General features: G+C 62.7%; 18 protein-coding genes and 1 riboswitch. Of the genes, 11 read left to right on the top strand and 7 right to left on the bottom strand.

Annotated features, from left to right (window positions below; all coding sequences use genetic code 11):
- Positions 1-582, bottom strand: coding sequence for a hypothetical protein (locus AB1781_03035; GenBank protein ID MEW5703548.1), 582 nt, complete (start codon positions 580-582; stop codon positions 1-3).
- Between the two features lie 21 nt (positions 583-603).
- On the bottom strand, positions 604-2,424 hold the full coding sequence (btuB, locus tag AB1781_03030) for a TonB-dependent vitamin B12 receptor (GenBank protein MEW5703547.1): 1,821 nt from the start codon (positions 2,422-2,424) through the stop codon (positions 604-606).
- A gap of 126 nt (positions 2,425-2,550) precedes the next feature.
- A riboswitch (cobalamin riboswitch) is annotated at positions 2,551-2,793 on the bottom strand.
- Between the two features lie 463 nt (positions 2,794-3,256).
- Between btuB and AB1781_03025 the strand changes: the two genes are divergently transcribed.
- The 3 genes from AB1781_03025 to AB1781_03015 all read left to right on the top strand — a co-directional run bounded on the left by AB1781_03025 (position 3,257) and on the right by AB1781_03015 (position 4,198).
- A complete protein-coding gene (locus AB1781_03025) occupies positions 3,257-3,436 on the top strand; it encodes a hypothetical protein (protein MEW5703546.1) in 180 nt (59 codons plus the stop codon).
- Between the two features lie 26 nt (positions 3,437-3,462).
- On the top strand, positions 3,463-3,762 hold the full coding sequence (locus tag AB1781_03020) for a hypothetical protein (GenBank protein MEW5703545.1): 300 nt from the start codon (positions 3,463-3,465) through the stop codon (positions 3,760-3,762).
- Between the two features lie 307 nt (positions 3,763-4,069).
- Positions 4,070-4,198: a hypothetical protein gene (locus tag AB1781_03015; GenBank protein MEW5703544.1), complete on the top strand. Its 129-nt coding sequence runs from the start codon at positions 4,070-4,072 to the stop codon at positions 4,196-4,198.
- 13 nt (positions 4,199-4,211) lie between these two features.
- Here the strand turns inward: AB1781_03015 and AB1781_03010 are convergent, their stop codons facing one another.
- From AB1781_03010 to AB1781_02995, 4 genes are all read right to left on the bottom strand, one after another.
- A complete protein-coding gene (locus AB1781_03010; GenBank protein MEW5703543.1) occupies positions 4,212-5,096 on the bottom strand; it encodes a ribose-phosphate diphosphokinase in 885 nt (294 codons plus the stop codon).
- Positions 5,093-6,640 (bottom strand): thymidine phosphorylase family protein, encoded by a 1,548-nt coding sequence (locus AB1781_03005; GenBank protein MEW5703542.1) that lies wholly within the window; start codon positions 6,638-6,640, stop codon positions 5,093-5,095. Before AB1781_03005 ends, AB1781_03010 begins: the two co-directional genes overlap by 4 nt.
- Positions 6,637-8,001 carry an MBL fold metallo-hydrolase gene (locus AB1781_03000; GenBank protein ID MEW5703541.1) on the bottom strand — a complete coding sequence of 455 codons (1,365 nt, stop codon included), beginning with the start codon at positions 7,999-8,001 and terminating at the stop codon, positions 6,637-6,639. Before AB1781_03000 ends, AB1781_03005 begins: the two co-directional genes overlap by 4 nt.
- 68 nt (positions 8,002-8,069) lie before the next feature.
- On the bottom strand, positions 8,070-10,481 hold the full coding sequence (locus AB1781_02995) for a heavy metal translocating P-type ATPase (protein MEW5703540.1): 2,412 nt from the start codon (positions 10,479-10,481) through the stop codon (positions 8,070-8,072).
- 284 nt (positions 10,482-10,765) lie between these two features.
- Here AB1781_02995 and AB1781_02990 point away from each other — a divergent pair, with 284 nt between their 5' ends.
- The 5 genes from AB1781_02990 (at position 10,766) to AB1781_02970 (ending at position 15,981) form a co-directional block, all read left to right on the top strand.
- A complete protein-coding gene (locus AB1781_02990; GenBank protein MEW5703539.1) occupies positions 10,766-11,701 on the top strand; it encodes a hypothetical protein in 936 nt (311 codons plus the stop codon).
- Positions 11,702-11,806: 105 nt separating this feature from the next.
- A complete protein-coding gene (locus AB1781_02985; protein ID MEW5703538.1) occupies positions 11,807-12,559 on the top strand; it encodes a glucose 1-dehydrogenase in 753 nt (250 codons plus the stop codon).
- A 2-nt stretch (positions 12,560-12,561) separates the two neighbouring features.
- On the top strand, positions 12,562-13,656 hold the full coding sequence (locus AB1781_02980; GenBank protein ID MEW5703537.1) for an alkene reductase: 1,095 nt from the start codon (positions 12,562-12,564) through the stop codon (positions 13,654-13,656).
- Between the two features lie 16 nt (positions 13,657-13,672).
- Positions 13,673-13,966, top strand: coding sequence for an antibiotic biosynthesis monooxygenase (locus AB1781_02975; GenBank protein ID MEW5703536.1), 294 nt, complete (start codon positions 13,673-13,675; stop codon positions 13,964-13,966).
- 53 nt (positions 13,967-14,019) lie between these two features.
- Positions 14,020-15,981, top strand: coding sequence for an AMP-binding protein (locus tag AB1781_02970; protein MEW5703535.1), 1,962 nt, complete (start codon positions 14,020-14,022; stop codon positions 15,979-15,981).
- A gap of 3 nt (positions 15,982-15,984) precedes the next feature.
- Here the strand turns inward: AB1781_02970 and AB1781_02965 are convergent, their stop codons facing one another.
- Positions 15,985-17,127, bottom strand: a complete 1,143-nt coding sequence (locus tag AB1781_02965; GenBank protein ID MEW5703534.1) for an NADH:flavin oxidoreductase/NADH oxidase — start codon at positions 17,125-17,127, stop codon at positions 15,985-15,987.
- A 249-nt stretch (positions 17,128-17,376) separates the two neighbouring features.
- On the opposite strand from AB1781_02965, the gene AB1781_02960 reads away from it, so the two are divergent.
- The 3 genes from AB1781_02960 to AB1781_02950 all read left to right on the top strand — a co-directional run bounded on the left by AB1781_02960 (position 17,377) and on the right by AB1781_02950 (position 22,423).
- A complete protein-coding gene (locus AB1781_02960; GenBank protein ID MEW5703533.1) occupies positions 17,377-19,611 on the top strand; it encodes a hydantoinase B/oxoprolinase family protein in 2,235 nt (744 codons plus the stop codon).
- Between the two features lie 9 nt (positions 19,612-19,620).
- Positions 19,621-20,187 carry an acetone carboxylase subunit gamma gene (locus AB1781_02955; protein MEW5703532.1) on the top strand — a complete coding sequence of 189 codons (567 nt, stop codon included), beginning with the start codon at positions 19,621-19,623 and terminating at the stop codon, positions 20,185-20,187.
- A 61-nt stretch (positions 20,188-20,248) separates the two neighbouring features.
- Complete coding sequence (locus AB1781_02950; GenBank protein MEW5703531.1) at positions 20,249-22,423, top strand: hydantoinase/oxoprolinase family protein; 2,175 nt, start codon at positions 20,249-20,251, stop codon at positions 22,421-22,423.
- The last annotated feature ends 80 nt before the right edge of the window (positions 22,424-22,503 follow it).

The following is a 22,503-nucleotide window of genomic DNA, read 5'->3' as shown; positions in this document are numbered from 1 at the left end:
TTATCCGGCCGTGGCGTTGTCGTAGCCGGATGTCCCGCGTGCAAAGTTGAACGCCGTATGGATCGCGGCTGCGATGCCGATGTAAAAAGCCAACGACTGCAGATAGCCTGGAAAATATTGCAGAACCCGCGTGCCGAATTCGGCAAAAGTCGGATCGGCGAAGCGGCCAGAGAAGAAATAGAACCCGCCGCTGGAAAACAGTTCACAGGCAGATGCGCCAACAAGTGCGCTGAGGCAAAGCGGTGCAATTGTGCGCCATTCAAACCGGTGTTGGTGGGCGTACCAGCGCCCGGCAAGCCACAGCGAGCCGTAGGCCGGCAGCAGGAAGGCGTAGGCCGGCGTGAGGCAAAAACCACTTGCGCCACCCCAGGTGAATGCAGCGAAATCCAGCAGCCAGGTCAGGACAAGCAGCCCCGGCAAAACCAAGATCGGACGTAGATAAATACCGGCCAGGAAAAACGCCGCCCAGGAAGCGCCGGGCAGAGCTTCTAGCGTGGCGAAATGGTGGCCGCGAGTCGCCGCTATGAGGGCGATCAGGCCGAAGCCGATCAGAAGTTGGTGACGTGAGGACAGGGTAAGCATGGTTTTCTCCTCCGTGGCAAATCAGGGTTGATAGCGCAGGGTCACGAACAGGCCGCGCCCCGGTTGGTTGAAAAACGCAGCGGTCTCGTAGTCCTTGTTGAGCATGTTCTCGAGGCGAGCCTGCAGCCGCCAGTCTTTGTCGATGATGTATTCGGCGCGCAGATCGACGGTGGCGTAGCCGTCGAGCTTACGGGTATTAGCCAGATCGTCGTAACGCTTGCTTTCCGCAAGCAGCGTCCAGCCAAAGCGATATTCACCGAACCCACGATCCGCCTCGAGCCGAAACGATTGTTGCGCGCGCCGTGGCAACTGATTTGTCCTGTTGGCGCCGTTTGAGCGGTCCTGGGCATCGAGCAGCGTGAGATTCGTGTTGATATCCCAGCCTTCGATCTGTGTTTTAAAAGTTGCCTCGAAGCCGCGGATGCGTGCCTGATCGACGTTGGCGGGCGCGAAGATGCTCGCATCGAAGGCAATCAGATTATCAACGCTGGTTTGATAGGTGTTCAGTGCCCAATGGCCCCAACCGGCTTTTCCGCTAAGACCGATTTCAAGGCTGCGCGATTCTTCTGGTTGCAGATTGGGATTGCCGAAGCCCGGAAAGTAAAGTTCGTTGAACGTCGGCGCCTTGAAGGCTGTGCCGTAGGAGACGGTGACCCGCAAGCCTTCGCTTAGCGCATAACCCCAGGCAGCCCCGCCGGTTGTGCGCCGGTCAAACTGCTCATTGTCATCCTGGCGCAGGCTGAGTTGCAGGTCATAATCACCGTAGGTCCCTTGGTACTGGGCAAACAGCCCCTTGTTGCTTCGGGAGTCGATCGCGTAGACGGTCGTGCTGTCGATTTCGTCGTTCTGGTAGTCAACGCCGAGGGTGAGTATCTGGTTGTCCGCGATGGTGATGTCGTTCTGCGAGGAGATGGTCTTGCGTATAGTCTCGAACTGGCTTTTAAAGATGCCATTCTTGAAATTGTCGGACTTGTCACGGCTGTGACCCGCAGCCAGGGTTAGCCCCCAGATATTCACTGGCGAGAAGCGAATTTTACCGCCCAGAACCTGTTGAACGGATTCAGATTCATTGGTGGTGTTTCCATCGAATTCGGTTTCGCCATTGACGCGCAGCGCGTGGGTGTCAATTTCCAACCCGTTTTCAAATCGGTACCCGGCGCGTACGGAACCCGATAGGTTTTGGTAGTCGTCCTTGTCAGACTCGGTGGTAAAACAACCGGCTCCGCCGGGCGATGGCTTGCCGCGACAGGCGTTGAAACCATCGGTGTCGATGCCGCTGGCGCTCAGGTTAAACCAGCTGTTCTCGCCACCACCCGAAACCCCGGCCGAGGCGTCATAGGTGCCGTAACGGCCGCGGCCGGCACTGAAAAACGGTTTGAGTTCGCCGCCGCCCTTGCGGGTAAATATCTGTATGACCCCGCCGATGGCCTCGGAGCCGTATAGACTGGAACGCGGGCCGCGCACGATCTCGATGCGTTCGATCTGATCGATAGGGATATGCTGAAATGGGGCGGTGCCAAGGGTTGCCGAACCGACCTTGACGCCGTCAATCAGCACCAGCACGTGGTCGGATTCGGTGCCGCGGAGGAACACCGACGTGGCTTTACCGGGCCCGCCATTGTTGGCGATGCTGACGCCGGGCACGCCCCGCAGCAGGTCCTGAATGGATTGGGCTTGTTGGCGCTCGATATCTTTGCGTGTGATGACGGTCACCGAGGCGAGAGCCTCGTCCGCCGTTTGGGCGGTGCGGGTCGCTGTGACGATGATGGGGTCAATATTGGCGGCAAAGGCAGCGTGGGAAGCCAGCAGCAGCAATGCTGCTGGCAGGCAGCGTTTCTTCATTCCTAGTTCCTCCGGCACGCTCACCCGCGTGCGAATCAGTGATACACCGACACGCCAGAGGAAAATGTATGGGACGGATTAGTAGGGGACGAAGGACCCATTAAGCCGTCACATTGCCCTCCGCAATGCCAACTAACGACTTCAGGCCAGTCTACGGGCTCACGAGTGGGGGTATCCCCGGGACCTGCGCCTTCCCATGCGACAAGCACAGTGGCGTAATGCAGAGCCTTAACTCGTTTACCGTTGCGGGGGCAGCGCCGGGATTGTTCCATATCTGACTTCGTTGTTTGACAAAGTCAGGAACGCACCGGCTTCCTATTTTGTCCCTCGGGCAAAAGCCTCTGGGGCACCTGAAGCAACGCACGAAAACCTAATCATTGGTTGGATGGGCTGTCAAGGCGTGAAAAATTTTGCGTTGGTAATTTCAGGAAATTCTCTGCGCCGCCATTTCAATTCCTTGGCCGATCCGCGCCGGGTCCATCCGCACCCGAAAACCGCTGCCGCTGGGATGTTTTTTGGGATACGCCTTCACGTGCAAATGCGAGATGGAGTTCCGTCGTTTTGACCGCGAGCGCCCCGGGATTCGAGAAAGCGCATGCGTGCCGCCGCCTTATGACCGCCGTTCTCAAGCCGCCTCGGCGCGCGGGAACGCCTGTTTTATTCCGTGGCGTTCCTGTTTATACAGAATATCGGAATCCTTCGGCGCCAACCATAAGCAGCCAATACCTATTTCTTTAAAACTTTGGTTTTGGGGGGGCGAGCAGCGCTAGCCGTCCTTGTGGTGGCGCTTTGCTCATTTTCGATAACGGGCGGCTTATATGCGTATGCACGCTTGAAGGCGGATGAAGTTAAAAAGGATATTCTCCAAAAAGATCCCAAGGAAACGATTTTATCTACCGCCAGATGGGCTGCGCGTTACTGGAAAGTCCAGAATTACGACGATGCGCGCGAATTTGGGCTCGGCAACTCCCCGGCCCACGAAAACTCCCGTTCGGCTCCATTGATTTTTTGAACGGATATGGTTTGTGCAACCGCCTGGTGGCCGCGCTTATCTGGGTTTTCAGAAACGATACCCGCGTTGAAATAAAACAAGTAAACATTGTGCTGTCTTCCGACGGCCATTCTGCGGTTGCGATTCGGGTGGATAATTCGAATTGGGTATATATAGACCCCATGTTTGGTTATGCCTTCGTCGACCCGGAGACCGGAAAACTTCTTTGGATCGATGAAGTCATAACCCGATTGCAGAGTGGACAGTCGTGGAAAGACATAACCATTCTGCTGCCGGGAAAGGAAATATATAACGAAGAATTATTCCACGTTTCCAGTCCCTTATGAAACCACGGTCGGGTATGCGTTTAACGATGGGCTTGTGCGGTTGGAGAGGGAAATCCCGTTGGGCAAAACTGCGGAAAAGTTTTCCTTGGGCGAGATTGACGGTTCCTCGGAAGATATCATGCAAGCCGCGATACAAAATTAATTAACAAAGATGTTCGACCACATTGGCGCCAGATATTTCCCCGGTCTTATTTTTCGTCACACGTTTAATCCGAAGAAGATTCCAAATGGGGTGGACGTGCGATTTACGTTTACAAAACCGTTGCCCGACGCCCCCATCTTGCCGCGGGCAAAGGTTAACCCTCAGTTGATTGATTCCAAGACGGTGGTGTATCGGCTGGAATCCGGGCAAGACTTTCTTGAGCTGGATTACCGTCTTTTTCCCGACGGGTTGCATTACCGGATCGACCGCTACGAGGCGGTGCCCATTCCGTAAATATAAACCCGCCCTACCGGATCATGTCCTTCACCGCTTCTGCCAACGGGGCCGCGGTATCGATGCGGTTGGTTTCGTGCGGGACGGTGTTGCAGGTGACGACCCGGGCGCCTGCCGCGAGGAGTTCTTGAAAGGCCGTACCCGCGAAGACGCCATGCACGACCATGCAAACGGGTGGGCGCATTTCCTTCTTGCGCAGGTGGGTAATCGTTGCAAGCAGGGTGCGGCCGGTCGAGGCGATGTCGTCGAGAAGCACCGGGGTGCGATCGCGCCAACGCTCGACCTCCGGCGCCGAGACCTCGACGTCGCGGTCGCCGCTACGGATTTTGCGCAGGACGATGTGCGGAACGCCGGCGTTCGCCGCCACGGCCGCGACCCACTGGGCGCTCTCCTCATCGGGGCCGATGAGCAGCGGCCGGTCAACCTCGCGGCAAATCCAGTCCGCGATGAGCGGTGCCGCATGAATGACCCGTGTCGGGATGCTGTAAATCTCTCCAAGCGCTGCGTACCGATGCAGGTGCGGATCAACGGTCACCAGCCAATCGACCTGGCTGGATAGCAGCTTTGCGAAATAGGCCGACGTGATGGCCTCGCCCGGCGCGAAGCGACGATCCTGGCGCAGGTAGGCAAGGTAAGGGCAGATCAGGCCGACGCTCGCCGCCCCAAGATCGCGCGCGGCGGCGGCAGCGAAGGCGAACGGCAGGAACTTGTCGTCCGGACGGTCCAGGCTGCCGAACAGAAGAACCGGCCGCCCGGAGACGGCGGAGTCGTGCCGTAGATACGTCTCGCCGTCCGGAAACCGCCGGATTTCGATACGCCCGAAATCGGCGCCGAGGCGGTCGGCGATGGTCCGGGCGAGCGCGGGGTCGCCGGCCATCGGGATCAGAAGCGGCGTCATTGCGCGGTCACCTCGACGATGTCGGGGTTCGCCTCGACAAATTCGAGCGCATAGGCGAGCTCCCCGGGCGTGTCGGCGTGTACCGTGTACATCGGTTCCCCAGCCTTTACGCTGTTACCCAGCCGCACCTGCATATCCACCCCGGCCACCTTGGCGCCGGGTGCGCCGGCGAGTTTGGCGACACTCGCCAGGCGCCGGTTGTCGATGGTCGAAACCCGGCCGGTGCGGGCGACGGCAACGGGGTGTCGGTGCCGGGCGACGGGAGGCTCGCGCATCCCGCCCTGGGCCTCGCAGATGCGCTGGAACTTGGCCCAGGCATGGCCGTCGTCGAGAATTTTGGTCGCGTGGGCGAAGCCCGTGCCGACCGGGGCGGTGCCGGCGAGTTCCAGCACCGCTCCGGCGAGTGCGAGCGCGCGCTCGCGCAGGTCCAATGGGGCCGCAGCGTCGCCCCGCAACACGGCCAGAACGTCCCGCGCCTCTAGCGCCGGGCCTATGCCGCGGCCGACCGGCTGGCTGCCGTCGGTGACGAGGGCTCGCGCCTCCAGCCCGAAAACTTCGGCGACACGCAGCAAGCAGTCGGCGAGGCTTGTCGCGGCTTTTCCGGTGCGCACCTTCGCCGTCGCCCCCACCGGCAGATCGAGCACGAGATGGGTCGCGCCGGCGGCGATCTTCTTTGACAGCACGGACGCCACGAGCTGGCCTTCGCTGTCTAGGTCGAGCACGCGCTCCACCCGAATCAGGGTATCGTCGGCCGGGCTGAGCCGCACGGCCCCGCCCCATACGACGCAGCCGCCCTCCTGTTCGACCACGCGGCGCATCGCGGCGAGGTCAAGTGCGACTGGTGCTAGAGTTTCCATCGTGTCGGCGGTCCCGGCGGGCGAAGTAATCGCTCGCGACGAGGTCTTGGGCATGGTGAGCCCGCTCGCGGCGGTGATCGCGACGACGATCGGTGTCGTCCGGTTGCCGGGCAGGCCCCCGACGCTGTGCTTGTCCATCACGGGGTGTTCATCCCAGTGCAGGCGGGTGCCAACCTCCACCATGGCGCCGGTCAGCGCCACGATCTCGCTGTGGTCGAGCGGGCGGGCGGAGCAGGCGGTGATGAAGGACGACAAGTGGATGTCCGAATAACTGCCCCCGACGATGTCGGTGACGATCGCGCGGATCGCCTCGGCGTCCAGCCGCTGTCCGTATATCTTTCCCCGGACCAGGCTCAGCGATGTCAACGGGGGCGGGTGGCTAATGGTGATTTCTTCCCCGTCCGCAAGACCGAGCCGCCGCCAGGCCGGTTCCGACAGGCCCACTTCGTTCAGGCCGACCAGGTCGCCGCGTACCGGATAGAGAGTCGCGATGATGTCGCGGCCGGCATGGCTGAGCTGCACGCGGGCGCGCGCGGCGAAACCTTCCGCCCGGCAGACGTCGCAATCCTCGTGCATCAGCACGATGGCCTCGTACTGCGTATCGATGCCGAGGCGGCGCGCGTGCAGCCTATGCGTGGCCGTGCGCTTACCCACAACGGCGCCGGGTTTTGGCGGCGTTTTGTTCATGCGAGTGTCACCCGGTCACGGTATTCCGGCACGACGCAACGCCAGCCCAGCTCCTCCTCGATCCGCAGGCGCAGCGCGTCTGACGCCGTGGCTTCGCCGTGGGTAATGAAGGTCATCCGTGGCGGTTTCTCGAATTTTCGGAGCCAGTCCAGAATCTCGCTTGCGTCGGCGTGGGCGGACAGCATGTGCAGGTTCTGGACTTCCGCGCGGACCGGCAGGTACTGGCCGTGAATCTTGATGCGGTCGGCGCCCGCCGTCATTGCCGCGCCGCGCGTTCCGGCCGCCTGGAAACCGGCGAACAGGACCGTGTTGCGGGGATCCGTCACGTAGGCCTTGAGATGGTGCAGGATGCGGCCGCCGGTGGCCATGCCGCTTGCCGAGACGATGATCTTTGGCATGGGTTCGGCGTCGAGCGCCTTTGAATGCTCGGTGTCGTGGACGTAGCGAGCGACCCCGCAAGCTGTCCGACACTGGTTTTCGTCGAGCTTATGATCGGGGAAGCGCCGACAGAAAATTTCGCTGGCGTCGATCGCCATCGGGCTGTCGAGGAAGATCGGTAGATTGGGGATCCGCCCGCCCGCTTTAAGGCGTTGCAGGTAAAACAGGAGCGACTGCGCGCGGCCGACGGCGAAAGAGGGGATCAGCACCGTGCCGCCGCGTGAGGCGGTGCGGACGATGATCTCGGCGAGCATATCCTCCGGGTCGCGGCGGTCGTGGAGGCGATCGCCGTAGGTCGACTCGACAACAAGATAATCCGCGGTCGCAATCGGCGCCGGGGCGACCATGGTGGCGCTGTTCGGCCGGCCTAGATCGCCCGAGAAAACGATCTTCGTGTTCTCGTATTCAAGTTCGACGATGGACGCGCCCAATATGTGGCCGGCGTGCCGGAACAGCGCGGTGAAACCACCGGCCACCGGTCGCTTTGCGTCGAAATTGCCGGGCGCGAAACTGCTGAGCGAGGCCTCGGCGTCCTGCCGCGTGTAGAGCGGCAGGGCGGGCTTGTGCTTGGAATGTCCGTGACGGTTGGCGAACTCCGCGTCCTTCTCCTGCAGGAAGCCGCTGTCGGGAAGCAGCACCGCGCACAAATCGTGCGTCGCCTTGGTGCATAGGATGGGTCCCGTGAAACCCCGTTTGACCAGGAGGGGCAGGTAGCCCGAGTGGTCGAGGTGAGCATGGGTCAGCACCACCGCGTCGATTCCCTTGGGATCGACGGGCAGCGGGGCCCAATTGTGCAGGCGAAGCTGTTTGACCCCCTGGAACAGACCGCAATCAACGAGAACGCGTCCGGCGGCGCTCTCGACCAGGTACTTAGAGCCGGTGACGGTTCCCGCCCCGCCCAGGAAAGTGATGTCCAGACTCATCGGAGAAAACGCAAAACCGCAACTCCGTTTCGGAAGGTTCTAGCGTAAAGCCCGCGCGATCTCAAAGCTTAGGCTTCAGGTGGCACTTGCTGATCCCGGTCCAGCCGGACACTTCTTAACCGCAGCGCGTTCGCGATGACGCTGACCGAACTCGCCGCCATTGCCGCCGCGGCGATGATCGGCGAGAGTAGCCACCCGAACAGCGGGTAGAATACGCCGGCCGCTACCGGAATGCCTCCGACGTTATAGATAAAGGCGAAAACCAGGTTCTGGCGAATGTTGCGCATGGTCGCCTGGCTGAGACGCCTGGCGCGCAGAATTCCGTTCAGGTCGCCCTTCAACAGCGTGATCCCGGCGCTTTCAATGGCGACATCGGTGCCCGATCCCATGGCGATGCCGACATCGGCGGCCGCCAGCGCCGGCGCGTCGTTGACGCCGTCGCCCGCCATCGCGACGACGCGGCCCTGCGCCTTCAGTTTCGCAACCACCGCGCTTTTCTGATCGGGGAGGACATCCGCTTCCACGTCCGCGATGCCCAGCCGTCGGGCAACCGCTTCGGCGGTCGCCCGATTGTCGCCCGTCAGCATGATGACGCGGATACCCGCCGCCGTCAGCGCCTTAAGCGCTTCCGGCGTCGAAGCCTTGACCGGGTCGGCGATGCCGATGAGGCCAGCTGGCCGTTGATCGGCGGCGACAAAGATTACCGTTGCGCCGTCGTGCCGCAACTGTTCCGCCTCCGTCTCCAGCGTGTCGACGTCGACGCCTTGCTCGCGCAGAAAGCGGGCGTTGCCGATCAGGATCGATTGACCTCCGACGCGCCCAAGCACCCCTTTGCCGACCGGGGAGTCGACGCCTTCCGGCTCGGACAGCGTCAGGCCGCGCTCCTTCGCCGCCGCCACGATCGCCTGCGCCAGCGGGTGCTCGCTTGCCCGTTCGAGGCTGGCCGCGAGCTGAAGCAGCTCGGCATCCTTCCCGTCCGCGACGGGGCGTAGGGCGACGACTTTCGGCTTGCCTTCCGTGAGCGTGCCGGTTTTATCCACGACAAGGGTGTCGACCTTCTCCATGCGTTCGAGGGCTTCGGCGTTCTTGATCAGGACGCCGCTCTGCGCGCCGTGCCCGACGCCGACCATGATCGACATCGGTGTGGCGAGCCCAAGCGCACAGGGGCAGGCGATGATGAGAACCGTGACGGCTGCGATCAGCCCGAAGCCCATCGCGGGCGGCGGCCCCCAGAGCGACCAGACGAGGAAGGCGGCAAAGGCGACGAGGACCACCGCCGGAACAAAATAGCCCGAGACCTGGTCCGCTAGCCGCTGGATGGGGGCGCGGCTGCGTTGCGCCTCGGCCACCATTTGAACGATGCGGGCGAGCACCGTGTCGCGCCCGACCTTTTCGGCGCGCATCAGAAGCCCGCCGCTTTGGTTGATCGTGCCGCCGATCAGCTTGCCGCCCGGCTCCTTCGTGACCGGCATCGATTCGCCCGTGATCATCGATTCATCAACCGCGCCGCGGCCTTCCATAACCACCCCGTCCACTGGCACTTTCTCGCCGGGGCGGATGCGAAGGGCATCGCCGACGGCAACGTTTTCAAGCGCGATCTCCTCGTCGGCGCCATCGGAACGGACCCGACGCGCAAGCTTGGGCGTTAGATCGAGCAGCGCCTTGATGGCACCGCTCGTCGTCTCGCGCGCCCGCAGTTCGAGCACCTGACCCAGCAGAACCAGTACGGTGATGACCGCCGCCGCCTCGAAATAAACAGCGACCGCGCCATCGGGCGCCCGGAAAGCGGCGGGGAACACCTCCGGCGCAAGGGTCGCGACCACGCTGTAGACCCAGGCAATACCGGTTCCCATCGCGATCAGCGTGAACATGTTGAGACTGCGGGTGAGAAGCGAGGCCCAGGCGCGCTCGAAGAACGGCCGGCCGGCCCATAGCACGACCGGCGTGGCGAGCGCGAGTTGCGCCCAGTTCGAGCCCTGTTGGCCCAGCAGGCGGTGCAGGCCCAGCAGGTGGCCGCCCATTTCGAGGGTGAGAATGGGAAGGCTTAGCACAAGCCCGATCCAGAATCGCCGGGTCATGTCCTTGAGTTCCGGATTGGGCGCGGCGGTCGCCGTCGGCGTCATCGGTTCGAGTGCCATGCCGCAGATCGGGCAGGCGCCCGGGCCGTCGCGCACGATCTCGGGGTGCATCGGGCAGGTCCACTTCACGCCGGGGGGAGAAGCCGTCGTCGCGGCCGGTTGCGGCGTCCGGTAGCGCGCCGGGTCGGCGAGAAACTTCTCGCGGCACTTTGCGCCGCAGAAGTAATAGGTGTGGCCGCGATCTTCGGCCTTGAGGCTTTCCGGCTTGAGGGGGACCGTCATCCCGCAGACCGGGTCGGTGGCGGTCTTGCCATCGGTCGTGATGTGGCCCGCGGTGTGCGCCTTCGCATGATCGTGGGCCGTGGTCGAAGAAGGATCGTGTCCGCCGCAGCGTCCGCTCATGACGTCGTTCCTTTCGTCTTTCTCGCGCGTTCAAGCATGGTGGGATTCCCCGTGCGCACTTCCGTTCGACGCCTCGGATCAACCCCCGCGGATTAGCCCCTTTCTGCCGACCGCGGACCAACACCCACCATAACGACTTAAGCCCTTCCCCGGGAAGGCTTTAGCGGCTATGGGGCCGTGGTTAGGGGGGGCTGGCTGGGCAGCGCCCCTTGTTTGAAAGGCGCCAACGGCGGTTTCGGCTATACTTTCAGAGGCGGTAGAGCAACACCGAAAGGAGGGCGCGCATGATCACGGCAAGAGACGTCATGGAATTCCATATTCCGGCGGACGGCGATCCTCTGTGGGCGGAGACGAATTTCTTCGGCTTCAATATCCCGGAAGAGAAAATCAACGTCGGCGTCTATTTCCTTTCGCGCCCCACTCTTGGCGTTGTCCTGTCCAGCGTACAAGTCATCCAGGGGTTTTCCAATCACCGGATCGAAGCGCTTTACTACGACGAACACGCCCATCTGCCGCTGCCGAAAAAGATCGGGGATTATGCGTTGAACAACGGCCTTAGCGTGAAAGCTGTGAACCCGCCGATGGACTACCTCCTCACCTACAAGGGAAAGAACGATACGGAATTTCACGTGGAGTTCGAAGGCCTTATGCCACCCTATGATATTACGGACCCGGCGATGGATCCCAAGGCGCCGAAGGAGAAGCCGATCAAGGGCCACTTCGATCAGACCGGCCATTTCAAGGGCGCGCTCAAGGTGCGCGGCAAACACTACAAGATCGATTCTGTCTCGACGATGGACCATAGCTGGGGGCCAAGGCCGGAGGCCGATTATCCCTCGGCCAGCTGGTTTCATGTGAGTTTCGGCCGCGAGATGACCATCCACTGCATCTTCGGTTTCGATCCGATGCAAGCCGAAATCCTGACCCCCTTCGCCCATGGCTACGTGCTGGAGAACGGCAAGGTCTATGGCCTGAAGGACGGCAAGGGACACTCCACCCGAAACGGCCTGCTGCAGGTTGGCATGAACGTCGAGGTTACCGATGTCCGCGACCGTCGCTACCACTTCACGGGCAGCGCGATGACGGGTTTTCCCTGGATGTGCTGGCCGAACACCTGCGATTTCGCCACGCTCATGGAATGGAACATGGACGGCCGGATCGGCTATGGCGAATGCCAGGATGTCGTCAGCATGCCCAACATTCTGCGGCGTAGCGCTTGAGCGGCTCGACGGCGGGCGAGTTCCGGGCTTGACTTCCGGCTGCTATCCACCGACGTTTTCCTGAAACACAAGAAGCGCAGGAAGCACTTTTTCGGGAGAGGAAAAATGGGGCGCATGGAAGGCAAGGTGGCGCTGGTCACGGGCGGCGCCATGGGCATGGGCAAGGCGCATAGCCGGCTGCTTGCCCAAGAAGGGGCGAAGGTCGTCGTCACCGACCTCGCCGAGAAGGAGGGCAGGGCCGTCGTCGAAGGCATCAAACAGGCCGGGGGCGAGGCCATTTTCCTTCCCCACGACGTAGCCAACGAGGGCGCGTGGAAGGCCGTCGTTGACAAGGCGATCGGCGAATACGGCAAGGTGGACGCGCTGGTCAACAACGCCGGCATCCTGACTTACAAGCCCATCCAGGACACCTCCGTCGAGGAATTCGACCGCGTCCTGGCGATCAACCTGCGCGGCGTTTTCTTGGGCTGCAAGCACATCCTGCCGGCGATGAAGAAGGCGGGGGGTGGTTCGATCGTCAATATTTCCTCGATTTACGGCTTGGTCGGCGCCCCGAACGCGGCCGCCTACCAGGCGTCGAAGGGCGGCGTGCGGCTGATCACGAAGTCCGTCGCCGTCGAATACGCGTCCCATCGCATTCGCGCGAATTCCGTGCACCCCGGTCTCATCGAAACGCCGATGACCGCCGGCATCAACGACGACCCGGATCTGAAAAAGCAGGTGCTTGGTCCGACGATTCTGGGACGGGCCGGGGAGCCCGAGGAAGTGGCAAACGCGGTCCTTTTTCTGGCTTCCGACGAATCCTCCTACGTCAACGGCGCCGAGATCGTCGTGGATGGTGGCTATACGGCGATGTGACGATGGCAAAGACGAAACTTTCCCATCTTTTCACGCCGGTGCGGCTGGGGCCTTACGACCTTCCCCATCGCATCGTCATGGCGCCGCTGACGCGGAACCGCGCCGCTTCCGGCAACGTGCCCCAGGACCTCAACGCCACTTACTATCGCCAGCGCGCAAAGCGGGCGTTGATCATCACGGAAGCGACGCAGGTGTCGCCGCAAGGCGTCGGTTACCCGGCGACCCCCGGTATCCATTCGACGGCACAGGTGGCGGGCTGGCGGCGCGTGACGGAAGCCGTGCACGCGGAGGGCGGGCGCATCTTCCTGCAGCTTTGGCATGTCGGGCGCATCTCGCACCCTTCCCTGCAGCCGGGCGGCGAACTGCCCGTCGCCCCTTCCGCCATCCGCCCGGCCGGCGAGGCGATGACCTATGAGGGCCCAAAGCCTTTCGTCATGCCGCGGGCGTTGGCGACCGACGAGATCCCCGGCATCGTCGAGCAATTCCGTATGGGTGCCGAGAACGCCAGGCAAGCGGGCTTCGACGGCGTCGAGGTCCATGCCGGGAACGGCTACCTTCTGGACCAGTTCCTGCGGGACGGCACGAATCACCGCCAGGACCGCTATGGCGGTTCGCTTATGAACCGCGCGCGGCTTCTGCACGACGTGGTGGAGGCCGTCGCCGAGGTGTGGACGGCGGATCGGGTCGGCGTGCGGCTTTCGCCGGTCAACGGCTTCAACGACATGCAGGACAGCGCGCCGGAGACGACCTTCCCGGCCGTCGCCGCCATGCTGGGCCGTCAGAAGCTTGCCTACCTGCACGTCGTCGAGGTCAACTTGGTGGGGGAAGCCGTTTCCTTCGACTGGGTGGCCCTGCGCGAGGCCTTCGGCGGACTTTACATGGCGAACGGCGGCTACGACGGCACGCGCGCCGAAGACGCCGTCGCGAAAGGCCGCGCCGACCTCATCGCCTTTGGTCGGCCTTTCCTTGCCAATCCGGATCTTATTCGCCGGCTCGAAATCGGTGCGCCTCTTAACCAGCCGGACCCGGCCACTTTCTATGGCGGTGACGCCAAGGGCTATACGGATTACCCAGCGCTGGAGACGGCGGGCGCATAACCACAGAGAGGATTTCATGCCAACGATTGCACTGGTCAGCTTTCCGCTCGACGAAAAGAAGGCCGAAGAATACAAGGCGGCCATCAAATCCATTCTGCCTGAAACGGCCGCTTTCAAAGGCGCGCAGAAGATCGTCATGCTGGTGGACAAGGACCAGCCGGCGGATGTCGTCGTTTATGAAGAATGGGATTCCCGCGAGCATCACCAGAAATATCTAGCCTGGCGGAAAGAGCGCGGCGATCTGGACAAGGTGTTCGGCATGTTGCGCGCCGACCCTTCGATCAAATATTACGAGATCAACGAATTCTGATCCTTCGCGCCATCGTCGGAGGTGCCCGGCATGAGGATGGGTGAGGGGGGAAGATGGACCACGCGTTTACGGCGGGAGCGATTGCATGGTGGCCATCGCGGGAGATTTCCGAGCAAAGCAATCTTCTCGCCTTCCTTCGCGCGCACGGGCTTGCCGATTACGACGCGCTGATCGCGCGTTCGAACGAAGATCCGGAATGGTTCTGGAACACCGCTATCCGGCATCTCGATATTCGTTTTTACAAGCCTTACGCGCGCGTCCTTGATACCTCGCAAGGAGTCGAATGGGCGCGCTGGTGCGTGGGCGGCACGACGAATATCGTTCTCAACTGCCTCGACAAGCACCGCGACGGCCCCTTCTGGGCAAAGCCGGCGATTCTCTGGGAGGGCGAGGACGGCGCCCGCCGCGAATGGACCTATGCGGAACTTGCGGCGGAGGTGTCGCGGCTGGCATCCGCCCTTCGTCGCCTGGGCCTTGGGCCGGGCGACGCGGTCGGACTTTTCTTGCCGATGGTGCCGGAGGTCGCCGCCGCCTTCTTCGCCGTTGCCAAGATCGGCGGCATCGTTGTGCCGCTTTTCTCCGGCTTCGGCAAACAGGCGATCGCGGTACGCCTCAACGATTGCGAGGCGAAGGCGGTTATCACCGTGGACGGCACGCTTCGCCGCGGCAAGCGAGTGCCGATGAAGGCGACGCTCGACGAAGCGCTCGACGAAACGCCAAGCGTGAAGCATGTCATCGTCTTCAAGCACCTTGGCGACGACGTACCCTGGCGGGCGGGGCGCGATCACTGGTGGCACGAAAGCGTAAAGGGCGCACCCGGTGAGGCGCCGACGGAGGAGATGGACGCGGAGGCGCCGTTCATGGTGATCCATACCTCCGGTACGACGGGCAAGCCGAAAGGCACCGTGCACACCCATTGCGGCTTCCTGACGAAGATCATGGCGGACATGATCCTCTGCCACGACTTTCAGGCGAAGGACCGCCTTATCTGGATGAGCGACATGGGGTGGATCGTGGGGCCGCTCGAGATCATGCTGGCGGCCTTTGCCGGCGCCACGTTGGTGCTGGCGGAAGGCACGCCCGACTACCCGGACCCGGGACGCCTCTGGCGATTGATGCAGGAATATGGGGTGACCTATCTCGGCATTGCGCCGACGGTCGTTCGCATCTTCATGGCGCAGAGGGAAAATGCCGCTGAGCGGCATGATCTTTCTTCCCTTCGCATCACAACGACGACCGGCGAGCCGTGGACGCCGGACGCCTGGCGCTGGTTCTTCGAGCATGTTTGTAAAAAGAGGGTACCTGTTCTCAACCTTTCCGGCGGCACCGAGATCGGTGGCGGGATCGTCGGCTGCGTCGTCACCCGGCCCTTGAAACCCTGCTCCTTCAACGCACCGCTGCCGGCCATGGGTGCCGACGTCGTTGACGAAAACGCGAAGTCCCAGCCGTGCGGCGAGGTCGGTGAACTCGTGCTCCGGCTTCCTTCCATCGGCCTTTCGCGGGGGCTTTGGAAGGACGCGGACCGGTATTTGGAAACCTACTGGAGCACTTTTCCCGGACTCTGGCGGCAGGGCGACTGGGCGACGGTGGATGGGGACGGCATGTGGTACATCCTCGGCCGTTCCGACGATACGCTGAAGGTCGCCGGCAAGCGGACGGGCCCGGCCGAGATCGAAGGCGCCGTGCTGGAAACCGGCCTCGTCAAGGAAGCCGCCGCCATCGGGGTTCCGGACAAAGTCAAAGGCTCGGCCGTCGTCTGCGTCTGCGTGCCGGGGGAGGGCGTTTCGGCGGACGCTGCCCTCAAGGAGAAACTCGCGGACGCCGTCGTCGCCGGCCACGGCAAGGCCTTCCGTCCGAAGGACGTCGTCTTCGTAACGGATCTTCCGAAGACGCGTTCGATGAAGATCATGCGCCGGGTCGTGCGTAGCGTCTATCTCGGCCAAGACCCGGGCGACCTTTCGTCTCTCGTGAATATGTCGGCGATTGAAGAATTGCGGGCGAAGGCGAAAGCCTGACCGTTACTCCATCTTGGCGGCGGTCTTCGCCCGCCGTTCGAGCCACCAGCCATATTCCGGCGGCCAGCGCGAATAGTCGAGCGGCGAGCCTAGCGCAAGCCAAGCGTGCAGCGGCCAGTTCGGGTCATTGAGCGCCGCCCTTCCCAGCGCGATGAGATCGGCCTGGCCATTTTGCAGGATCGCTTCCGCATGGGCCGGTTCCGTGATGAGGCCAACGGCGATGGTCGGCAGGCCGGTTTCCTTGCGCAGCCGGTCGGCGAGCGGCACCTGGAAACCCGGCTGGCGGGGAAGCGCGTCCTCGCGGCGCAGGGTGGCAGTGCCGCCGGAGCTACAGTCGGCGGCGTCGATTCCTATGGCCTTGAGCGCGCGGACGAAGACGACGGAATCCTCCACCGTCCAGCCCTTGGTGGCGCCATCGACGACGGAAAGGCGGAAGGTGACCGGCTTGTCCGCCGGCCAGATACGCCGGGTAGCCTCGGCGATCTCGAGCGCGAAGCGCATGCGCCCGCGGCGGTCTCCGCCATAGGCGTCGGTGCGATGGTTGGTCAGCGGCGAAAGGAATTCATGAAGGAGATAACCGTGGGCACCGTGAATTTCGAGGACGTCGAAACCGGCCGCCACCCCCCGCCGCGCCGCCGCCACCCAAGCCTGCTGCACCTCGGCAATGTCGGCAAGCGTCATCGCGCGCGGCGGCGGCACGTTGGGGCCGTAAGGCATGGCCGAAGGGGCGATCGTCTCCCACGGCGGCTCGCCGCGCCGGGCGTCCGCCTCGCCAAGCGGCAGGTAACCTTCGTAGGCGCGCTGGTAGCTGCCTTTGTGGCCCGCATGGGCGAGTTGCAGCCCGGCGAACGCGCCGCGGGCATGAACGAAGTCGCAAACGCGGCGAAGCGGCGCGATGTGTTCGTCCTTCCAGATGCCGAGATCGCCATAGCTGATCCGTCCGCGCGCCTCGACCGCCGCCGCCTCGGTGAAGACAAGGCCGAAGCCGCCGACCGCGAATTTCGAAAGGTGGGAAAAGAGCGCGTCGTTCGCGAAGCCGTCGTCTGCGTAGTAGACGACCATCGGCGAAAGCACGATCCGGTTCGCAAGCCGGACGCCGCGCAGTTCGAAGGGGGTGAAAAGCAGGGGGGTCGGGGTTTTTTGCATGGCAGCAAAGATGAGAAATTTCTTTGCATTTCGCAAGCTTAAAGCGCCCCCCAGAATTCGCCGGGAGGGCGCGCCTGAACACCTTGTTGTACGTCCGGATTTATGGGAGCATGAAAGACTGCATGCGAATATAGCCAATTAACGGAGCGACAACCGGGGGGTGATGCGCTCCCAGGCCCCATTCAAGGTCCTGAGGCTCAAGAGCTTGAGACTGGAAAATCCGGCGAATCTGCCGGAAGGGGAGCAAGCATGAACGTCGTCACCAAGCCGATCCGGCCGGAGGAAGGCGAGGCAAGCGCACAAGGCAAGCGCACCTTGCGGGACATGCTCGTCGAACGCGACCGGTTGACGGAAGAAACCGGGCATTACTGCGGCGTGACGGAGCTGAGCCTTCGCGATTCGGACCCGCTGAAATACGAACGCTTCTATTCCCGCATCCATTCGTCCGTGCTGGCCGCTCGCGAGGTGGCTCGTTTCGTTGCCGCAAGCCCGGGCGGCCGCGAGATGGGCGAATCGCTTTGGGCGCTGGCCACGCCGGAAGGCGACTCGCTTGCCATGTCGCTCGGCTTCTTCTCGCACACCTCGGCCATGCCGGTTGCCGTCCGCTACATGATCAACGAGAACTATGAGGACAACCCTGGCATCCGCGACGGCGACGTTTTCATGACGGACGATGGGCCGACCGGCGGCTCGCCCCATCCCGGCGACACCTATTGCTACGTTCCGATCGCCGTGGACGGCGAGGTGATCGCCTGGGCCGTTGGGCTTAACCACATCATGGAGGCGGGCGCGCCGGTTGCCGGCAGCTGGCCGGGCTTCTCTGTCGATACCTTCATGGACGGCTTCGTCTTCCCGCCGATGAAGACGGGCGAAAATCTGCGGCAGGCCACCTGGTGGAACGCGCTTTGGAAACGGCGCACACGGGCGGCGACGCTGAACATCCTGGATGACAAGATGCGGCTGGCCGGCTGCGCGATGATCCACAAGGCGATCCACGAGATCGTCGAGGAATTCGGAGTTGACTATTACCGCCGGGCCATCCGCGAGATCATCGAGGAAAGTTACGGGCGCGTGATGGACAACATCCACTCGCTGATGATCCCCGGCAGCTATCAAGGCTGCGCCTTCCGCGTCGCCCGTTACAAGGGCTTGCAGAAGATATGGGCCCACGCCGACCGCGACCACCTCATCCACATTCGCCAGGAGCTTCGCTTCGACGACCGCAACCGCATCGTCGTCGACATGGAGGGCAGCTCGCGCTGGGGCTACCACGCCTTCAACGGCTATCCCGGCGGCGCCAACGTGGCGCTTTATCTCAGCATGATCAACACCTTCGCCCACAACACGAAGGTGACGGGGGCGATAAACCTTGCCGTCGAAAGCATCTATCCGAAAGGGTCCATCTACAACCCCGACACCGACATCGCGAGCCATGCCAACATCTGGGCGCAGTCCGTCACGATGAACAGCCTCGCCTTCAACGCTATGAACCGGGCGCTGTTTTGCCGTGGCTACCTGGAAGAGGCGTTCACGACGGACGGCGCGTGGGACGGCGTGCAGGGTTCGGGCATGCTGGCCGACGGCACGCCCTATGGCTTTACGAATTTTGAGTGGGTTGGCGGCGTGTCGCGCGGGGCCTTCTGCTACCGTGATGGCGAGCCGGTGTGCTGGGCCGAGTGGACGCAGCTTTGCAACGTCGGTAATGCCGAGGAATTCGAATACCTCATCCCGCCTTTCTTCTATCTCGGCCGGGGGCTGATCCCGGGCTTCTGCGGCCATGGAAAATACCGCGGCGGGCTTGGGCAGTCGGCCGTCCACTGGGTGGTCCAGCCCGGCCAACGCCTTGCCGTCAGCCGCGGCGGCGCCGGCACGTCGATGACGACCTTCCTCGCCAACGGCATGAACGGCGCCTACCCGGCGCCGAATGTCTTCACCGTCACGGCGCGCGGCACGAATCTGGACGAAAAGATCGCCAACGGCGGCGATACGCCGAGGAACGCGGCCGAGCTTCTGCAACACGCCGAGGAAGGCCGCCTGAAAGTCCGTCAGCTCGAGGTCTGGAAGCACGACCCGCCGGAGCTGACCATGGAAAACAATGACCTGTGGGCGAACGCGGCCGGCGCCTCGGGTGGTTGGGGCGATCCGCTGGAACGCGACCCGAAGGCGATCGTGCAGGATTTGAACGCCGTCGCCATTCCCTACGACTTCGCCAGCCGTCTCTACGGCGTCGTGGCGAAACGGGACGCCGCGGGCGTCTGGGTGCTGGACGTGGCGGCGACGGAAAAGGCGCGGGAAAATATCCGCAAGACCCGCCGCAAGAAAGCGCAGCCGGTCGCGGAATGGTGGCGCAAGACGCGCAAGCGCGTTCAGAAGAAGGACTTCTTAGAACCGATCGCCGATATGTATCGCGGCTCGACGAGCTTCCCGAAATTCGACCGCGAGTTTCGCGGCTTTTGGCAGCTCGATGCCGACTTCAAGATCTAGGGGCGGACGATGGGAAAAGTGAACAAGGACCTGGTCCGCCAGCTGATCGACGGTACGATCGGTCGGGGGGATGCGCACAGCCTTCTTCGGCTTGCCCGGAAGGACCCGGAACGCTTCCAAACCTATCTCGAAGTGCTGCAGGAACGGGTGCCGTGGGAAGAAAAGATTCTGATGCGGATTTCCGATCACCTCTACATCGTTTGCAAAGGGGAAGGGCTGCGTATCGTCAAGTGCGACTGCGGTCACGAATTCGGAGATTACCGGTCGAACTGGAAGCTCGGTGCGCTGCTGCGCGTTCGCGAAACGGCGAAGGAATTCGAAGAGGTCTATTACCCGGCGCCCGCCTGTCCCGAACCGGAATGGCAGGAAATCCGTGAATTCTATTGCCCGGGTTGCGTCGCGCAGCTAGCCGTCGAGGTGGTGCCGCCCGGCTACCCGATCGTTTTCGAGATGCTGCCGGACCTCGACCGGTTCTATCGCGACTATCTCGGCACGCCCTTGCCGGACGAGAAGCCGGAATGGTTCGACGACCGAACCTTCGAAACGACCGCGGCCTGGGCCGGCGGGAAAAGCTAAACGCCATACGTTAACGGGCGACCGGCCTGGCGCGATCCGGGCCGAATTCAGGGGGATGGGAATGAGCGAGGCGACGGCGTCTTCGGCGGCGAAGGGCGGCAAGGAATACATCCTGGCGCTGGACGCTGGCGGCACAATGACGGACACGATCCTCGTCAAGCCGGACGGCAACTTCACGATCGGCAAGTCCCTGACCAACCGTCAGAACGAGGCTTCGAGTTACCTCGAATCGGTTGACGACGCCGCGCGGGCGTTGAACCTTTGTTCGGCCGACGTCCACGCGCGGGCCTCCACCGCTATCTACGCCGGCACCGGTATGCTGAACACGCTCTTGACCGGTACCGGGCGCCGGGTCGGCCTTTTGGTGTCGCGCGGCTTCGAGGACATCAGCGTCATCGAGGGCGGGCTTACCTATCTTGGGCAGACCCAGGCCGAGATCCTCCATCAGCAACTGCACGAACACACCCGGCCCATGGTGAAGCCCGCCAATGTGTTGGGCGTCTCCGAACGGATTTGCGGAGGCAGCTATTTCATGAAGTCGCACCTGCCTCCCGGCGAAGTGCTAATCCCGCTGAACGAGGAGGAGGTGCGCAACGCCACCCAGACCCTGCTCGACCGCGACGTCGAGGTGATCGGCATTTTGTTCCTCAATTCCTACGTCAACCCGGCGCACGAGCTGCGGGCGAAGGCGGTGGCGGAGGGGATCGTGCGGAAGGCCGGGAAAAACGTGCCCGTCGTCTGCTCTATCAAGGTGGCGCCCGTCTCGCGCGAAAACAATCGCCTGAAAAGCCTGCTTGTGCAGTGTTTCGCGGCGGAACTCACGCGGGATACCCTGCGCAGCGTCGAAAACGCGGCGAAAGGAGAAGGGTACGAAGGCCGGCTGCTGACGCTCCTTTCCTATGGTGGCGCCGTGAACATGGATTATGCCCGCCTTTACGAGACCATCATTTCCGGCCCCATCGGCGGCCTGATGGGGGCGCAGGTGTTTGCGAAGAAGCTTGGTCTTCGCAACATCGTCACCGCCGACATGGGCGGCACCAGCTTTGACGTCGGGCTTCTGGTTGACGGCATGCTCGGCATCCGAAAGGACGCGGACTTTGCTGGCCACCGGCTGGCGTTGCCGATGGTAGCGATCGATTCGTCCGGCTCCGGCGCCGGCTCGGCGGTCGTCGTGGACGAATACAAGCGCTTGCGCGTCGGGCCCGAATCGGCCGGCGCCCAGGTCGGCATCTGTTACAAATACGACCAGCTTACCGTAACGGACGTGAACGTCGCGCTTGGCTACGTGGACCCGAACTATTTCCTCGGCGGCAAGGTCACGCTCGATCGTGACCGCGCGCTTGCCGCCCTTGAAGAAAAAGTCGCGCAACCGTTAGGGCTTGACGTTTACGAGGCGGGCAGCGGCGTCATCGAGGTCATCAACACCCAGATGCGCGACTTGGCTGCGACGATGATCACGTCGAAGGGATACGACCCGCACGAATTCACGATGCTTTGCTATGGCGGCGCCGGGCCGGTGCATATGTGGGGATTCTCGGAAGGGATCGGCCTAGCCGATGTCATCACCTTCCCTTGGGCGGCCGGGTTCTCGGCCTTTGGCGCGGCTTGCGCCGAATACATGCACCGCTACCACCGCGGCTTCGTCGAGCTGATTCCGACCGGCATGATGAAAGGGGAAAAACAGGCGATAGCGCAACGCCTGGACGCCGAATGGCGCGCGCTGGAAAAGGCAGCACTTCAGGAGATGATCCAGGAGGGCGTGGACCCCAAGCAGGTGGCGTTCCGCTATGGCGCTTATGTCCGCTATCTCGGCCAGCTCGAAAGCTTCGACACCCCGCTTTCCTTCGGTCAATTTGCTTCGGCATCCGACGTGGATCGCGTCGTGAATGCCTTCGAGGCGATGTATACAAAAATCTACCCGGAAGGGGCGCGCTTCCCGGACGCCGGCTATTCGATCACCGAGCTTTATATCCAGGCGGTGGCTCCGAAGCCGCAGCCCGTTATCGTCGAACACCCGATGGCGGACGCGAAACCGGATTCCAACGCCTATGTCGAAACGCGGAAAGCCTTTCACCATGGCGCGTGGCGCGATTTCAGCGTCTGGCAGATGGAAGCGCTGCGGGCCGGCAACGTTGTCGAGGGACCGGCTATCATTCGCGACCCTATGACCACGGTCGTTATCCCGCCCGGGAAGCGGATCGCGTTCGACCGCTACCGCCTCCTGCACTACCGCTAGGAAGAAAAAACCGGGTCAAGCATCGCTGCGCGAAGTTTCGCAATTTTGGCATTTCCACCGGGCGGCCCGATTTGTGGCAT

The sequence above is a fragment of the Pseudomonadota bacterium genome, assembly GCA_040752895.1.
GTDB lineage: Bacteria > Pseudomonadota > Alphaproteobacteria.
This window is presented reverse-complemented; position numbering and strand designations above follow the sequence as displayed.

Excerpts from the sequence above, each read along its gene's own strand:
- AB1781_03035 (MEW5703548.1), bottom strand. The coding sequence starts at position 582 with ATGCTTACCCTGTCCTCACGTCACCAACTTCTGATCGGCTTCGGCCTG.
- btuB (MEW5703547.1), bottom strand. The coding sequence starts at position 2,424 with ATGAAGAAACGCTGCCTGCCAGCAGCATTGCTGCTGCTGGCTTCCCAC.
- AB1781_03010 (MEW5703543.1), bottom strand. The coding sequence starts at position 5,096 with ATGACGCCGCTTCTGATCCCGATGGCCGGCGACCCCGCGCTCGCCCGG.
- AB1781_03005 (MEW5703542.1), bottom strand. The coding sequence starts at position 6,640 with ATGAACAAAACGCCGCCAAAACCCGGCGCCGTTGTGGGTAAGCGCACG.
- AB1781_03000 (MEW5703541.1), bottom strand. The coding sequence starts at position 8,001 with ATGAGTCTGGACATCACTTTCCTGGGCGGGGCGGGAACCGTCACCGGC.
- AB1781_02995 (MEW5703540.1), bottom strand. The coding sequence starts at position 10,481 with ATGAGCGGACGCTGCGGCGGACACGATCCTTCTTCGACCACGGCCCAC.
- AB1781_02990 (MEW5703539.1), top strand. The coding sequence starts at position 10,766 with ATGATCACGGCAAGAGACGTCATGGAATTCCATATTCCGGCGGACGGC.
- AB1781_02985 (MEW5703538.1), top strand. The coding sequence starts at position 11,807 with ATGGGGCGCATGGAAGGCAAGGTGGCGCTGGTCACGGGCGGCGCCATG.
- AB1781_02980 (MEW5703537.1), top strand. The coding sequence starts at position 12,562 with ATGGCAAAGACGAAACTTTCCCATCTTTTCACGCCGGTGCGGCTGGGG.
- AB1781_02975 (MEW5703536.1), top strand. The coding sequence starts at position 13,673 with ATGCCAACGATTGCACTGGTCAGCTTTCCGCTCGACGAAAAGAAGGCC.
- AB1781_02970 (MEW5703535.1), top strand. The coding sequence starts at position 14,020 with ATGGACCACGCGTTTACGGCGGGAGCGATTGCATGGTGGCCATCGCGG.
- AB1781_02965 (MEW5703534.1), bottom strand. The coding sequence starts at position 17,127 with ATGCAAAAAACCCCGACCCCCCTGCTTTTCACCCCCTTCGAACTGCGC.
- AB1781_02960 (MEW5703533.1), top strand. The coding sequence starts at position 17,377 with ATGAACGTCGTCACCAAGCCGATCCGGCCGGAGGAAGGCGAGGCAAGC.
- AB1781_02955 (MEW5703532.1), top strand. The coding sequence starts at position 19,621 with ATGGGAAAAGTGAACAAGGACCTGGTCCGCCAGCTGATCGACGGTACG.
- AB1781_02950 (MEW5703531.1), top strand. The coding sequence starts at position 20,249 with ATGAGCGAGGCGACGGCGTCTTCGGCGGCGAAGGGCGGCAAGGAATAC.